The organism is Photobacterium phosphoreum (assembly GCF_002954725.1).
Taxonomy (GTDB): domain Bacteria; phylum Pseudomonadota; class Gammaproteobacteria; order Enterobacterales; family Vibrionaceae; genus Photobacterium; species Photobacterium phosphoreum.
Genome location: NZ_MSCQ01000004.1, coordinates 45,435 through 61,704 on the forward strand (window position 1 = coordinate 45,435; position 16,270 = coordinate 61,704).

Consider the following 16,270-nt stretch of genomic DNA (forward strand, 5'->3'; position numbering starts at 1 on the left):
ACCTCTGTACCCTACATCAGCAACTGTATATCAATCATTCAGTTTTTGGAAGTCTTTGTCGTAATTTTTTTTCATAATTGTGTAAGTAATTTTTACATAACTGTTCTTATTTTTAACAAAAAAAATAGCTGATCGCGTGATCAGCTATTTTTATTTTATGGATAAGCCTGTATCAATTAGTGGGCTTGATCCCAGTTATCACCGTAGCCTGTCTCGGCAATTAATGGCACCGCTAACGTTGCCGCTTGCTCCATTAGTTGACGCACTTTTGCGGTCACGCTATCTAAGACTGATGCTTCTACTTCAAACACCAATTCATCGTGTACTTGCATTAATAAACTCACCTGACCTTGTGGTTGCTGTTGCACCCATTCATCAACGGCAATCATAGCGAATTTAATAATATCAGCGGCAGTACCTTGCATTGGGGCGTTAATCGCCGCCCGTTCAGCCGCTTTACGACGTAACCCATTACGCGCTTTAATATCAGGAAGATACAAACGACGACCAAATAGAGTTTCAACATAACCTTGTTCAGCAGCACTATTACGGGTACTTTCCATGTATTCTAAAACGCCAGGATAGCGTTCAAAATACACATTCATATAGTCTTGTGCTTCATTACGACCCATATCAAGTTGCTTGGCTAAACCAAATGCACTCATGCCGTAAATAAGACCAAAGTTAATCGCTTTCGCACGTCGACGTTGCTCAGTAGTCACATCATCTATCGCTAACCCTAGAATTTCAGCAGCGGTTGCTGCGTGAATATCTTTCCCTTCACGGAATGCATCTAACAGCGCTTGGTCACCAGAAAGGTGCGCCATAATACGTAATTCAATTTGAGAGTAATCGACAGCCAGAATTTTATAACCTGGTTTAGCCACAAATGCTTGGCGAATACGACGCCCTTCTGAGTTACGTACTGGAATATTTTGCAGGTTAGGCTCGCTTGAAGATAAACGCCCAGTCACGGTGCCCGATTGATGGTAAGAAGTATGGACTCGGCCTGTCGCAGCATTAACCATTTTCGGTAACTTATCAGTATAAGTAGATTTCAGTTTTGCTAAGCCACGGTATTCTAATAACAATTTTGGCAATGGGTAATCTAATGCCAGCTCTTGCAGCACTTCTTCATTGGTCGATGGTGTGCCTGAAGGGGTTTTTTTAATCACTGGCAAGCCCATTTTTTCAAACAGAATCGCTTGTAATTGTTTCGGTGAACTTAAATTAAACTCTTGATCTGCTAGCTCATAAGCCAGTTTTTCAATTTCATCTAATCGTTGTGCTAATTCAATTGATTGCGCGCCAAGCAACATACTATCAATGTAAACACCAGTACGCTCCATACGCGATAATACCGGCACTAACGGCATTTCGATGGTTTCAAACACTTTTTTGAGCTTGTCATCGGCTTCAAGTTTTGGATATAACGCATTATGTAAACGTAGCGTAATATCAGCATCTTCAGCAGCATACGGCCCGGCTTGTTCAAGATCGATTTGATTAAAAGTTAATTGCTTCTTACCTTTACCCGCAATATCTTCAAAACTGATATTTTTATGCTCAAGGTAACGCAACGCAAGACTGTCCATATCATGGCGACCTACCACACTATTATAAACATAAGATTCAAGCATAGTATCAAACTTAATACCCTGCATATCAATGTTATAACGCGCAACAATACTGGCATCAAATTTTAAATTTTGACCTACTTTGGCTAAATTTTTATCTTCTAATAATGGTTTTAATTGCGCTAATACCCAATCACGATCAAGTTGCTCAGGCGCATCAAGATAATCATGAGCAACAGGCACATACGCCGCTTTGCCTTCTTCAACGGCAAATGACACCCCAATTAAATTAGCGGTCATGTAATCAAGACCGTCAGTTTCGGTATCAAACGCAAACACATCGGCATTTTTTAACTGTGTTAACCAACCATTAAAATTCGCTTCATCCAGTACCGTTTCGTAACCACTGCGATCAATCGTCGGCGCAATAATTTTAGGTTCAGATGGTGCGGTTGACGCACTTTCATCAGCAACGATACGACCATCACTGCCATCCAACATTTCGGTTAGCCAGCGACGGAACTGTAATTTACCAAACAATTCAGTCAGCGCGTCAGTATCAGGTACACCTTTACATAATTGTTCTGGTGCCAGCTCTAATTCAACATCAAGTTTAATTGTCGCCAGTTTATAAGACATATAAGCCGATTCTTTATTATCAAGCAGCTTTTTCGCCATTGTTTTTGAACCACGAAAACCCAGTGGCGCAATATTATCAAGATTGGCATATAAGGTATCTAAACCACCCACGCCAGTTAATAGCGCTTTCGCCGTTTTTTCACCAACACCGGGTACGCCTGGAATATTATCAACCTTATCTCCCATAAGGGCTAAGTAATCGATGATCAACTCGGGACCAATACCAAACTTATCCACAACCCCCGCCGGATCCATCACCACATCCGTCATGGTATTGATCAAGGTAACATTTTGATCCACCAGCTGAGCCATATCTTTATCGCCAGTACTGATTAACACTGGCATTCCTTGCTTTGAAGCCTGTGTCGCTAACGTGCCGATCACATCATCCGCTTCAACTCCAGAGATCGCGATCAATGGCAAACCCATTGCCTTGATCACCGCATGCAACGGCGCTATCTGTCCACGAAGATCCTCCGGCATCGGCGGACGATTAGCTTTATATTCAGGATATATATCATCACGGAATGTTTTACCTTTAGCATCAAAGATAACCGCAATACGATCGGTCGAAAACTGACGTAGCATACTGCGTAACATATTAACCACACCATAAATAGCGCCTGTCGGCTCACCATCAGAATTAGTGAAGTTAGGCGCAGCATGGTAAGCGCGATAAAGATAAGAGGATCCATCGATAAGGATCAATGGATTTTCAGGAATCGTAGCCATAGGGTTATTCTTATATCCAAGCGAAAGTAGTTCAGGTTTGATCTATTATCGACCAAATTTATCCCTATACCACAGAAAAAATACAATGTTTACTAGAATGCCACGCCAAACCGCAACTGTTAACTGCTGTTTTGTGTTATTCATCCATTTTCTGTGGATAACTTTGTTAGTATTTAATTTTAACCCATTGATCGTTTTTTATGTGAAAATAAAAATTACTTATGATTGTATTCATTTTCAAATACTTAATAAGAAGTCTGGATTTAGATCCTCGATCCCATATTGATCATTGATTGTGGACAACCTTAGCTAGATAATCTTAACCTAGCCCATAATAACAACAATATAAGCATATTTGATTAGTTAGGATGCCATTATGAAGAAAATTGCAGTAATTTTAAGCGGTTCAGGTGTGTTTGATGGCAGCGAAATCCATGAGGCCGTATTAGCCCTATTTGCGATCGAACAACAAGGGGCATGTTGGCATTGCTTTGCACCGAACATTGATCAACACCAGGTGATTAATCACTTAAATGGTGAAGTGAGTCATGAGATCCGTAATGTTTTAGTGGAATCAGCACGAATTGCACGTGGCAATATTTCTGATGTCGCTACCTTAAATATTAATGACTATGATGCACTACTGGTTCCGGGAGGGTTTGGAGTTGCAAACAATTTATCTGATTTTGCCCGTCATGGCAGCGCATGTCAGCTCAACGAAGATGTTAAACAAGCTTGCCAAGCCTTTGCTCATGCCAATAAACCCGCCGCCTATTTATGTATTGCACCAACATTGATCCCACAGATCTATGGCCCTGGAGCAAAAGCAACGATCGGTAATGATCCTGACACAGCCTCGGCATTTAATGCTATGGGAGGAGAGCACATCCAATGCCCTGTCGATGATTTTGTTCTCGATCAGAAACGACGCTTGTTAACGACCCCTGCTTACATGTTAGCGACTAACATCAGTGAAGCCGCGACAGGAATCAATAAATTAGTACAGGAATTAATAAAATTGGCATAAGTGTCAGCAGTAACATTAGACACTTAAAAAAGAAAAAGCGACGCACTGTGTGATGCGTCGCTTAGCAGAAAGAGTAATTGGTTTTTAGCCCTACACTAAGCACCATTACCAAGCTGAAGTACACTGAAAGCAATGTGAGCAATGTCGTGCCATCAATCACTAGAAAAAGCGTTTTCTCTAGCGCCTGAAAGCATGTTAATAATAACTATTCTCAACTAAGTTGCAACACCTAATTGAGAATAGTTTTCATTTAATTAAGTTTTACGCTAAATATGCTCGACAAAAAAATCGGCCGCAGCCGATTTTTTCTCAACATTAACCCCAATAATGGTTTATTTACTCACACCAGCAGTACCACTAAATGGCTGCGGTTTTAATGTGGTTAACTTATTGATTAAGTAATTAAGCAGCACCCCATATAAAGGCACAAATAACCCTAAACTAATAATCAATTTAAAACTGTAATCTACCAGTGCTATTTCAGTCCAATTTTGAGCCATAAAGGCATCTGGACTGTGATAAAACGCAATACTAAAAAATGCAGCAGTATCAAGTGCATTACCAATAATGGTCGAGGCCGTTGGCGCAATCCACCACTGTTTCATTTGGCGCAGGCGATTAAATACCGACACATCCAATATTTGTCCCAATAGATACGCCATAAAACTGGCAATAGCAATTCGAGCGACAAAAAGGTTAAATTCAGCCAAATGAGCAAAACCTTGGTATTGGCCTTTAAAGAATAAGACGGACAATGCATAAGACACAATCAGTGCCGGAGCCATTACTCGCCAAATAATTTTACGCGCCATTCCTGCACCAAAAATACGTACCGTTAAATCCGTCGCAAGGAAAATAAACGGAAAAGTAAATGCACCCCAAGTGGTGTGATAACCAAAAATAGTAAACGGTAATTGAACTAAATAATTACTTGATGCGATCACTAATAAATGAAACGCGACCAAGTACGATAAAGCCTTGTGTTGTTGAGCTGCCGTGAAAGTAGTCGTTGTTACATTGAATGTAGCTGTATTAGATGTTGTTGCGTTGGATTTTGATAAAGCAGTCATGGAAGACCTTTTTGTCATTGGGGGGAGGGAACCCAAACATTTTCATTGCTAGTGGTAATCACCACCAGCAACACCAGGGCGGCGATTATACAGCACAGCATTTATTTGCCTAGTAGCATGACAATAACTGCTGAATAAAAATTAATGATTCAATCTCACTCAATACCAACAATTCAAGCCACACAGATGCAGTGTAATGTTCCGCTTTGAGTAATAACTGACAACCTTCAAAATCGATTAACCATTGGTGAAGATCGGCACTTGGCTGTTGATCAATCAATGTCGCATCTAACCGTAGTAACAATGCCTTAGCGACCACTGTAAAATCATCAAATTCAAACAAAGAAGGCGTTACCACTAACGTGCCTTGCTCAATATTTATTTCCGTTTGACTAAAATCATAATCCATTATTAGCATCCATTAGTTATGTTCATCGACCGCCATTAAATGATCGCCAATCAATTGCAAAAATACCACCCCAAATTTTTCTAACTTACGCTGGCCGATCCCATTAATCGCTAAAAAATCACCTTTTGAGGTCGGTAATCGTTCTGCCATTTCCATCAAACTGGCATCATTGAATACCACATATGGCGGCAGATCTTCTTCATCTGCAATCGTTTTGCGTAATTTACGCAGCTTGGCAAATAATTTTTTATCGTATTGACGATTAGCCATGCGATCCACTTTACTGCTACGAGCGGCAGTATCAAGCCGAGGTACCGCCAATGATAACGGCATTTCAGCCCTTAATAGTGGTCGTGCCTGCTCAGTCAGTTGCAACACTGAATTACGGCTAATATTTTGAGTTAAGAATCCGCGATGGATCAATTGGCGTAAAATACTGACCCAATATTCATGGCTATATTCACGCCCAATACCATAAGTGGTTAATTTATCATGGCCGTATTCACGAATACGTTGGTTTTGCATTCCGCGCAGTACATCAACCACATAGGTAATACCAAAATTCTGATTAACACGGTATACACATGATAACGCTTTTTGAGCCGCTTCAACGGCATCAAATTGTTGCGGTGGATCAAGGCAGACATCGCAATTACCACAGGCTTGGCGTTGATCTTCACCAAAATAATGCAATAACACTTGGCGACGACAGCTTTGTGCTTGGGCAAACGCGCCCATGGCATGTAATTTATGTAACTCAACATCTCGCTGCGCATCATGGTGTTTTTCATCAACACAACGGCGTAGCCACGCTAAATCCGCTGGATCATAAAGCAATAATGCTTCTGCTGGTAAGCCATCACGCCCCGCTCGTCCGGTTTCTTGGTAATACGATTCAATGTTACGCGGAATATCAAAATGGACCACAAACCGTACATTGGGCTTATTGATCCCCATTCCAAATGCGACCGTCGCAACAACCACGTGAATATCATCCCGTTGAAAAGCATCTTGAACCGCCACTCGCTGTTGATATTCCATTCCAGCATGATACGCCGCAGCACGAATACCGCTTTCACACAGTTTCTCGCTGATCTGCTCAACTTTCTTACGACTATTACAATAAATAATCCCACACTGACCACGCACCGTCGCCAAATAACGACTTAATTGCATTAACGGTTTATGTTTTTCCCAGAGGGTGTAACGAATATTGGGTCGATCAAAACTGCCTAAATAACAATGGGGATCGTTCAATTGCAAGCGACTAATAATATCTTGCCGCGTTGCATCGTCAGCCGTGGCCGTTAACGCCATCACTGGCAACGGTGAAAATTGTTGTTTAAGCTGGCCTAATGCCGCATATTCTGGTCGAAAATCATGCCCCCATTGTGAAACACAGTGAGCCTCATCGACGGCTACCATTGATAAATCAATTTGCTGTAACCGTTCAATAAAATCACGCATTAGCACCCGTTCAGGTGAGGCATAGACGAGCTGTAACTTTCCGGTTTGCATCGCATCAAACGTGGCTTGGATTTCCTCACGTGACATTGCTGAGTGAATACATCCAGCACTGACACCATTGGCATTCAACTGGTCGACTTGATCTTTCATTAGCGAAATAAGGGGGGAGATCACCAATGTTAATCCTGACAGCATTAACGCCGGAATTTGATAACACAACGATTTACCGCCACCGGTTGGCATAATCACCAAACAGTCATTCCCCGCAGTGATCGCTTCAATCACCGCTTGCTGACCTTGCCTAAAATCTTGATAGCCAAACACATCCTGCAAAATTTCTTGGCTGGATAATAATAATGGCGACACGGGCTGAGGAACAACAACAGACATAGTAAGACTCTTCGCTAAACCGGGCGGTCATTCTATACCGAAATCAAGGTCAGATGCGAGTAAGCCCCTCTACTTAACACGCCGTTCATGGTCTAAAACAATCGCTATAACACTGGCACTACTCATTAGGGTTACACCACATTCACTATTAAGCCAACTGTTAGCAATGGTAATTTCAGTATTAATACATCAGTAAAATTTCATTTATTCAACTTAACCTAATAGAACTGATAAAAAACATTCCATTTCGCCATTAAAATAAATATAACCAACTAATTAATAAGATAATAAACACAATAAAAACAACTTAACGAAAAAATAGACAATGGTTGATTATCCAACGATTGCGAAATTAACTATCAAATTTACCGTTAAAAAAGTGATGTTATTATTATCATTTACCTAATAACAGCCATCACAGAGCTCAAATCCATTAAACTGACATATTTAGTGAATAATTTTCGGAATATTACTTAAAAATAATAAGATATACGGCAATTTTTCTGCCATCATTAATCACATTAAAATACCTTATGCGTCCCCCCATTTTTGCGTTGCTGATTACAAGGATCTGTTATGCTCAAAATCACATCATCACTATTACGTCTTATCACAATATGTAGTTGTGCAGCGCCTATTTTCAACGCTACAGCGCAACAGATCAGTGATGCGATCATTCCTGAAACTAGCGTCGCTCAACAGCAATCACAATTAGTCCACGGTAAACAATGGATGATCGCCACGGCCAATCATTATGCCAGTGAAGCTGGGGCGGCAATGTTGCGTCAGGGCGGCAATGCCATCGATGCTATGGTGGCAACCCAATTAGTATTAGGACTGGTTGAACCGCAATCCTCAGGCATTGGCGGCGGAGGGTTTTTAGTCTATTGGGATAATGACAACCATCAGATGACAACGTTTGATGGCCGTGAAACTGCGCCTTTTGCAGTAACACCCCGCTTATTTCAAGACAAAAAAGGTCAGCCATTAGCCTTTTATGATGCGGTTGTTGGCGGACGCTCTGTCGGTACCCCTGGCACGATTAAATTATTGTGGAATAGCCACCAGCAATACGGTCAATTACAGTGGAAAAAATTGTTTCAGCCCGCAATAAAACTGGCGAAAAAAGGCTTTATTGTCAGTCCTCGATTAGCCGCATTAGTCGCTAAAGATGCCACTCATCTCCAACGGTGGCCACAGACTAGACACTATTTTTTTGATGGCCAAGGTCAGCCGATCCAAGCGGGGCAAATATTAATTAATCAACCTTATGCCAATACCCTACGAAAAATTGCTGATTATGGTCAAAAAGCCTTTTATCAAGGTGATATTGCACGTGAGATTGTCAATACCGTTCAAAATGCCGTTGGTAATCCAGGCGTGCTCAGTAGTATTGATTTAGCCAGTTATCGCGTTAAGCAACGTTCCCCGGTGTGCGCTCCTTATCGTCAATATCAAATTTGTGGCATGGGACCACCTAGTTCTGGAGCATTAACTTTAGGGCAGATAATGGCGATGCTGAGTCATTACCCCTTAGCAAAAATGGGCGCGGATAATATCAATAGCTGGCGTTTGATTGGCGATGCCTCTCGATTAGCGTTTGCTGATCGTGGCCGTTATATGGCAGACAGTGATTATGTGCCAATGCCAACCACAGGCTTACTCGATCCAGCTTATATTCAACAACGAGCACAATTATTAGCCACCAATAAAAAATTAGCCGCAGTCAAACCCGGCGCTCCACCTTGGGATCACGCAACGTTACAAACTACAGATGAGGCTATCGAACTGCCATCAACCACCCATTTTGCGATTGTCGATCGCCAAGGTAACGTGGTCTCGATGACCTCCACCATTGAAAACAGTTTTGGTTCACGGTTAATGGTGGGTGGCTTCTTACTCAATAATGAATTAACCGATTTTTCATTCCGAAGTCACATTGATGGCGTGCCAATTGCTAATCGTATTGAGCCCGGTAAACGCCCCCGCTCATCAATGGCACCCACGATTGTGATGCATAATAATCAGCCGGTGTTAGCCATTGGCTCTCCCGGTGGTAGTCAAATTATCGGTTATATTGCCAAGACCTTAGTGGCTTACCTTGATTGGAATATGGATTTACAGCAAGCCATTAACTTACCTAACATCAATAATCGCTTTGGTACATTTGAACTTGAACAAAATACCTCAGCCACAGTGTGGGCACCTAAGTTTGAGCAATTAGGCTATAAAACCATGGTGAAAGATCTTAACTCCGGTATTCAAGCTATCAGCATTGCACCTAAGCAGTTAATCGGGGCCGCTGATTCGAGGCGTGAAGGCAAAGTCATCGCTAAGTAGCTCAGTAAACACAAAAAAACCCGCGAATAATTAACCATAAAATTAATCACTCACGGGCTTTTTGTTTTAACAATACTTATAGCGCAGTTAGCTTAGCGTATTGGGTCACTAACCACTTAATCCCTTCACCATTAAAAGCAACTTGCACTCGACTTTGAGCGCCACTGCCTTCAAAGTTAATGATCGTGCCTTCACCAAATTTAGGATGCTGCACTCGCTGACCTAAACTAAAACCAGTCTCGTTAAAGTTATTATTCACTTGGGTTTGGCTAAAACGACCACTACTCACTGGACGCGAAACTTGCGCCTTCATTCGCACTTCCTCAACATATTGCTCAGGAATTTCACGAATAAAGCGTGAGGGCTTATGGAAGTTATCTTTACCGTATAAGCGACGCATTTCTGCATAAGTGATATACAGTTTTTTCATTGCCCGTGTCATGCCGACATAACACAAGCGACGTTCTTCTTCTAACCGATCTGCTTCTTCAATGGTGCGTGAGCTTGGGAACATCCCTTCTTCAACGCCGACCATAAACACCACTGGAAATTCTAATCCTTTGGCGCTGTGCATGGTCATCAGCTGCACCGCATCTTCAAAGGCATCCGCTTGACCATCGCCCGCTTCTAATGCCGCATGGGCTAAGAACGCTGACAATGGACTCATATCAGCCGCTTCTTCAGGAATTTCAAACTGACGGGTTGCGGTGACTAATTCTTCTAAGTTCTCAATCCGCGCTTGCGCTTTTTCGCCTTTTTCTTGCTCATACATTGCCCGTAAACCAGAGTGGCGAATAACGTCATCGGTTTGTTGGTACATTGGCAATTCAGCGGTGTCATCTTCTAACGCATTAATCAATTCAATAAAGCGCTGTAATGCATTGGCAGCACGCCCCGCAAGTACTTGCTCATCTAATAACGCCAGACTCGATTGCCACATGGTTAAACCACGATCACGGGCGGTTAAACGAATGGTTTCTAGGGTACGATCACCTAAGCCACGGGTTGGAGTATTAACAACACGTTCAAATGAAGCATCATCATTACGATTACCAACAAGGCGCAAATAAGCCAACGCATCTTTAATTTCTTGACGCTCAAAGAAACGCATGCCGCCATAAATACGATACGGCATTCCCGCCTGAATTAACGCTTCTTCTAATACTCGCGATTGAGCATTACTGCGGTACAGAAAAGCGGTATCACTAAGACTGCCACCTTGTTCACGCCACTCTCTGATTTTACCCACAGCGAACCGTGCTTCATCGAGTTCATTAAAGGCAGAATACAAAGAAATTGGCTCGCCATCGCCATCTTCAGTCCATAAATTCTTACCCATACGAGCGGTGTTATTAGCAATTAATTCATTGGCAGCATTAAGAATATTGGCGGTAGAACGGTAATTCTGCTCCAAAAATATCGATGAAGCATTATTAAAATCATTTAAAAAGCGTTGAATATTCTCAACTTGTGCGCCACGCCAACCATAAATAGATTGGTCATCATCACCGACAATCATCACATGACAATCAGGCCCAGCCATTAATCGCAGCCATGCAAATTGAATATTGTTGGTATCTTGAAACTCGTCGACCAAAATATGTTTAAAGCGTGCTTGGTAATGCTCACGGATATGTTTGTTATCACGTAATAACTCAAACGAGCGCAGCAATAACTCGGCAAAATCGACCAAACCCGCACGATCACAGGCTTCTTGATAAGCGGTATAAATGCGCAACCACGTTTGCTCAACCGGGTCGTTATAGGTTTCAACATGCTGCGGGCGTAAACCTTCGTCTTTCTTGGCATTGATATACCAAGCACCTTGACGAGCAGGCCAATGTTTTTCATCTAAATTCTGCGCTTTAATCAAACGGCGTAATAACCGCATCTGATCATCAGAATCTAAAATATTAAAATCGTCAGGCAGGCGTGCATCCAAATAATGGGCGCGAAGCATACGGTGACATAAGCCATGGAAGGTGCCATTCCACATCCCAGCGCTCGAACCATGCATTAATTCATTAATACGACCGCGCATTTCAGCCGCTGCTTTATTGGTAAACGTTACCGACATAATCGAGTACGGTGACGCTTGTTCAACCGCCAACAACCAAGCAATACGATGCACTAGCACACGGGTTTTACCACTGCCCGCGCCCGCCAATACTAGGTGATTACCCAACGGCGCAGCCACCGCCTCGCGTTGTTTGTCATTGAGGCCATCTAATAGAAGTGAAACGTCCATCGCTATCTACTGGTTATTTATACAATGGTGATGATTATACCAGCCCCAATAAAGATTGCTGCGATATCTTTATGGCGATTTTCGCAGACTTCAGAAACATAAAAACAACATCATTGCTAAAATAATTAACACTTCAGTGTAATAAATACCGCCGTTACTGTGTCTATTATTCTGAGAGCGTATTAACGCCACTAAAAAAACACTGAATAACAGCAAACCAACCCTCAATTATAAGCAAGGAATTATCATGAAAAAGACCAATATAGCCTTAGCATCAGCGATGACTGGATTAATTGCACTCGCAGGATCGCTTGCCTCAACGACTGCTGTAGCCGACGAAATGGGCAAAAAAATGGCCAAAGAAAAATGTTATGGCGTCAGTAAAGCCGGTAAAAATGATTGCGCGACTAAAACAACCTCTTGCGCAGGCTCAGCCAAAGAAGATGCCCAAAAAGATGCCTTCGTGGTTGTACCCAAAGGGCTCTGTGATCGCCTTCATGGCGGCTCAACTAAGGAGGCGTAACTGAGTGGATTTTTCATCCCAACAGCCGATTGGGGTGGGCTTACGCTCACCTCATATTGCTGAGATCATTACCAGCCAACCACCACTAGGATGGTTAGAAATTCATAGCGAAAACTATTTCAACCCCCATTCATTAGCGCGCCAACAATTGCGTCAATTACAGTCTCGTTATCCAATTAGTTGTCATGGTATTGGGCTGTCATTGGGATCGGCAGATCCACTTAATATTGAACATTTACAGCAACTCAAACAATTAGTCACTGAAACAGACCCATTTTTAATTTCAGATCACCTCAGTTGGAGTTCGATTGATGGGCACTATTTTAATGACTTATTACCGCTGCCCTATACTGAAGAAGCCTTGAATAATTTTTGCGATAAAGTGATTCAAGTTCAAGATGTACTCCAACGGCAAATGTTGATTGAAAACCCATCCAGTTATTTACAGTTTCAACACTCAACCATTCCTGAGTGGGAATTTTTAATGGCAGTACAACAACGAACGAACTGTGGACTGTTATTAGATTTAAACAATATCTATGTCAGTAGTTTTAATCATGGCTTTGACTGCCAAACTTACTTAGCCGCCATTGATCCTACCGTGGTCCAAGAAATACACCTCGCTGGCTTTATTCGTAAACATCTACCTCAAGGGGAAATCTGGATTGATACGCATAGCCAGCCTGTCAGTGATGAAGTGTGGTACCTGTATCAACAATGGATCCACTGCCATGGTCGCCATACTCCAACATTAATTGAATGGGATGCTGATATTCCGCCACTGGCAATATTATTGGCTGAAGCGAATAAAGCCCAAGCCATTATCGATAAGGAGTTCGCCAATGCCACCATCAGCAACCACGCCTAATCTGCACCAGTTACAACACCAATTTTCAGCGGCGTTACATTATCAACCACATGATTTAGCCACTACCGTCGTCAATGATCATTTCAGTGCAGAGCAACGGCTACAACTGTACTGTAATAATTTTATTATTGGCTTAACCGACGTTCTGGCAAGTGTCTATTCCACTGTGAGCGCCATGATTGGTGACGATTGTTTCAACCTCCTCGCGCGACAGCACATTCTTAATCATCCGCTACCACAAGGGGATGTCACCGTTTATGGCGCTCATTTTAGCGATACCATCGCCGCTCAACCGACATTGGTTTCCACTCTGCCTTATTTGGTCGACTTGGCTCGGCTAGAATGGCAACGTGATTGTGTCAGCCGCTTAGCTTGTCACACTGGCAACCTACCGTTAGAGAAATTACGTCAACTCGAACATCAAGCTGGTCACATTACTCCGCAGCAATATTATTTTCATATTCCAATCTCAACTGACACCTTTAGCAGCCAATATGCAGTGGTATCACTGTGGGAAGTGGTTAATCAAACCGATGGCGATCAACAGCAACTATTATTAGCGACCCTGAATATTAATCACCCTCAATCAGCCCTTATTCAACATTTTAAATGGCAAATTTGGCAACAAATAGTCACGCCAGAATTAATACAGTTAATTGAACACTGCCAGCAACAACGCTCCATCGCGACACTCACCACGACACAATTAACCCTGCTACCACAATTATTACACCACCACTTAATGGATGATATTTGCGAGGTTACTGCCAATGATTAATTTTATTCGCACCATCGATCCCTTTTTTGAGCAATTAACACGTCCACTGCAACCGTTATTATTACTTTTTTGCCGTGCATGGGTGGCCATCGCGTTCTTTAAATCAGGATTAATTAAATACCGCAGCTGGGATAGCACCTTATATTTATTTGAATATGAATATCAGGTGCCTATTTTACCGTGGCAATGGGCAGCCTACAGTGGCACTGCGATTGAATTAATGGTGCCAATATTTTTAGCTTTGGGATTATTAGCACGACCAATGGCAATACTGTTATTTGGCTTTAATATTATTGCGGTAGTGTCATACCCTGCATTGTGGGCGCAAGGATTTTATGATCACCAATTATGGGGCATGATGTTACTCGTCACCTTCTTTTGGGGAGCAGGGAAATTATCCATTGATCAGTGGTTAAATAAATACCGCACCAATAATTATCGATTCTAATGCGAAGTTATCCCCCATCGAGGCCAGTCATGATGATGACTCACCACAGATCAACGGTTAGCCAAACCTACTAGTAGTAATAATTCGGCTAAGTGGGTAATTTCAACATCAGGTAACATCGTCACATTAGTGGCGGTTAATGATCGCTGCTGGTCATTAAACCAACACGCTTGCAAACCCTGTTGCTTAGCACCAAAAACATCGGTTCGCAGATGATCACCCACATGTAAAATCTGTTGGGCGGGTATACCTAAATGGCGAATAGCACGCTCAAATAAATCTGCTTCTGGTTTAGCTAACCCATCCCGACCGGCTTGATAGATGGCACTAAAATATTTTGCCAAGCCGATTTGCTGCGGATCAACATTGCCATTAGTGATCCCAACTAACGGTAATTTAGCGCTTAATAACGCTAACACGCGATGGGTTTCAGCAGGCACATCAACCTTATTGCGTTCAACTAGCACCAGTTCTAGCCCTTGGCGCGCAGCTAATTCAGCATCTTTCAAGCGCCAACCTAATTGCATTAAGCTAATTTTCAAAGCTTCATACCGCCACTCACTGACATCATGAATCAAACTCGAATCAACCACAGCAAGTTGTTGCTTTACCCGCAGCCAATCATCTCGACTGATCATCGTCGACTGAGGCAATAATTGTGCTAACCAATCAAACATCGCTTGCTCAGCGCGTACAATCACCGGATGGTTATCATATAGCGTGTCATCAAGATCAAACGTAAGGGCGTTAATCGGGTCTAAGTGACGATAAAATTGCATGGTTGTTCCTATAACTGACTCTTCAAGAAAGCATTAACGACGTTTGGCGCGTGGATGGGCCTCATCATAAACTTTGGCTAAATGCTGAAAATCAAGATGGGTATAGATTTGGGTGGTAGTTAAATTAGCATGGCCTAATAATTCTTGCACGGCGCGTAAATCACCACTAGATTCCAGCATGTGGGTGGCAAAACTATGGCGTAATTTATGTGGATTAATATGGCTTGATACCGCCTGTTTCTGGCCCCATTCCGCCATTCTTTTTTGCACATTGCGGTTTGAGATTCGATGCCCGAGCTTTGATACAAACAAGCCTTTTTCATCGGCGTTAGCAATATTCCCCCGCAATTGAAGCCAATAACCGACCCATTCACAGGCTAAGCCAGCAAAAGGAACCACCCGCTCTTTATCACCTTTACCGATAACCCGTAAATCACCTTTGGTTAAATTAATGTCACGTACATTCAAATTAACCAATTCAGATAAACGTAACCCCGCACCATACATTAATTCCATGATAGCGCGATCTCGAACAGCCAACGGATCATCGTCTTTAACATCAAGCAGTTGATTCATTTCATCAACATCAAGGTTTTTGGGTAACGGACGCGCTTTACGGGGTGCCGCTACCCCTTTAGCTGGGTTAGCGGGTAATATTTGTTGATGGACCAAATAATCAAAAAAACTACGCAGTGCTGATAGACGCATCGCTAAACTGCTGGCTTTAAGACCATTACGCATCCCTTTACTGGCAATTTGGCGCACCCAGCCAGCATCAACTTGCTGCCAGTTTTCAACCCCAAGCTCTAACAATTGCTCGGCGATACAGGTTAATTGGCGTTTATAGTTTTGCTGCGTATGTAAACTAAGTTCACGCTCACTACGCAAATATTCATAAAAACGCGCGAGGGGTTGTTCAAAACTCGGGGGAAGCGTGCTCACATAAACCTCGTTCATCACTGTCATGAAGATCCA

Annotated in this window: 13 protein-coding genes; 6 read left to right on the top strand and 7 right to left on the bottom strand. The window is 42.5% G+C overall.

All coding sequences use genetic code 11. The features are described from left to right. Nucleotides 1-176: 176 nt before the first annotated feature. Nucleotides 177-2,948 (bottom strand): DNA polymerase I, encoded by a 2,772-nt coding sequence (polA, locus tag BTO21_RS19325; protein WP_045029856.1) that lies wholly within the window; start codon nucleotides 2,946-2,948, stop codon nucleotides 177-179. 376 nt (nucleotides 2,949-3,324) lie between these two features. Between polA and elbB the strand changes: the two genes are divergently transcribed. Continuing rightward, entirely contained in the window at nucleotides 3,325-3,975 is a 651-nt protein-coding gene (gene elbB, locus BTO21_RS19330; RefSeq protein WP_045029854.1) for an isoprenoid biosynthesis glyoxalase ElbB, read from the top strand. Nucleotides 3,976-4,307: 332 nt separating this feature from the next. Here the strand turns inward: elbB and BTO21_RS19335 are convergent, their stop codons facing one another. The 3 genes from BTO21_RS19335 to recQ form a co-directional block, all read right to left on the bottom strand. Beyond that, nucleotides 4,308-5,045 (bottom strand): 7-cyano-7-deazaguanine/7-aminomethyl-7-deazaguanine transporter, encoded by a 738-nt coding sequence (locus BTO21_RS19335; RefSeq protein ID WP_082056866.1) that lies wholly within the window; start codon nucleotides 5,043-5,045, stop codon nucleotides 4,308-4,310. A 109-nt stretch (nucleotides 5,046-5,154) separates the two neighbouring features. Beyond that, nucleotides 5,155-5,454 (bottom strand): DUF3630 family protein, encoded by a 300-nt coding sequence (locus BTO21_RS19340; protein ID WP_045029852.1) that lies wholly within the window; start codon nucleotides 5,452-5,454, stop codon nucleotides 5,155-5,157. Between the two features lie 12 nt (nucleotides 5,455-5,466). Continuing rightward, nucleotides 5,467-7,311, bottom strand: coding sequence for an ATP-dependent DNA helicase RecQ (gene recQ / locus BTO21_RS19345; RefSeq protein WP_105026979.1), 1,845 nt, complete (start codon nucleotides 7,309-7,311; stop codon nucleotides 5,467-5,469). A gap of 576 nt (nucleotides 7,312-7,887) precedes the next feature. On the opposite strand from recQ, the gene ggt reads away from it, so the two are divergent. After that, nucleotides 7,888-9,651, top strand: coding sequence for a gamma-glutamyltransferase (ggt, locus tag BTO21_RS19350; protein ID WP_045029850.1), 1,764 nt, complete (start codon nucleotides 7,888-7,890; stop codon nucleotides 9,649-9,651). Nucleotides 9,652-9,727: 76 nt separating this feature from the next. Here the strand turns inward: ggt and uvrD are convergent, their stop codons facing one another. Beyond that, nucleotides 9,728-11,899 (bottom strand): DNA helicase II, encoded by a 2,172-nt coding sequence (gene uvrD, locus BTO21_RS19355; protein ID WP_045029849.1) that lies wholly within the window; start codon nucleotides 11,897-11,899, stop codon nucleotides 9,728-9,730. Between the two features lie 247 nt (nucleotides 11,900-12,146). On the opposite strand from uvrD, the gene BTO21_RS19360 reads away from it, so the two are divergent. The 4 genes from BTO21_RS19360 to BTO21_RS19375 are packed head-to-tail and all read left to right on the top strand — an operon-like array spanning nucleotide 12,147 to nucleotide 14,516. Next, the gene (locus tag BTO21_RS19360) at nucleotides 12,147-12,422 is read left to right on the top strand and encodes a BufA1 family periplasmic bufferin-type metallophore (RefSeq protein ID WP_045029847.1); all 276 of its coding nucleotides are present in this window, start codon (nucleotides 12,147-12,149) and stop codon (nucleotides 12,420-12,422) included. A gap of 4 nt (nucleotides 12,423-12,426) precedes the next feature. Further along, the gene (gene bufB / locus BTO21_RS19365; RefSeq protein ID WP_045029846.1) at nucleotides 12,427-13,290 is read left to right on the top strand and encodes an MNIO family bufferin maturase; all 864 of its coding nucleotides are present in this window, start codon (nucleotides 12,427-12,429) and stop codon (nucleotides 13,288-13,290) included. Further along, a complete protein-coding gene (locus tag BTO21_RS19370) occupies nucleotides 13,265-14,068 on the top strand; it encodes an HvfC/BufC N-terminal domain-containing protein (protein WP_045029844.1) in 804 nt (267 codons plus the stop codon). The genes bufB and BTO21_RS19370 overlap by 26 nt, the downstream gene beginning before the upstream one ends. After that, nucleotides 14,061-14,516: a DoxX family protein gene (locus tag BTO21_RS19375; RefSeq protein ID WP_045029842.1), complete on the top strand. Its 456-nt coding sequence runs from the start codon at nucleotides 14,061-14,063 to the stop codon at nucleotides 14,514-14,516. Before BTO21_RS19370 ends, BTO21_RS19375 begins: the two co-directional genes overlap by 8 nt. A gap of 50 nt (nucleotides 14,517-14,566) precedes the next feature. Here the strand turns inward: BTO21_RS19375 and yigB are convergent, their stop codons facing one another. Beyond that, complete coding sequence (gene yigB, locus BTO21_RS19380) at nucleotides 14,567-15,295, bottom strand: 5-amino-6-(5-phospho-D-ribitylamino)uracil phosphatase YigB (protein ID WP_045029841.1); 729 nt, start codon at nucleotides 15,293-15,295, stop codon at nucleotides 14,567-14,569. 33 nt (nucleotides 15,296-15,328) lie between these two features. Continuing rightward, a complete protein-coding gene (gene xerC, locus BTO21_RS19385) occupies nucleotides 15,329-16,237 on the bottom strand; it encodes a tyrosine recombinase XerC (RefSeq protein WP_412760196.1) in 909 nt (302 codons plus the stop codon). Between the last annotated feature and the right edge of the window lie 33 nt (nucleotides 16,238-16,270).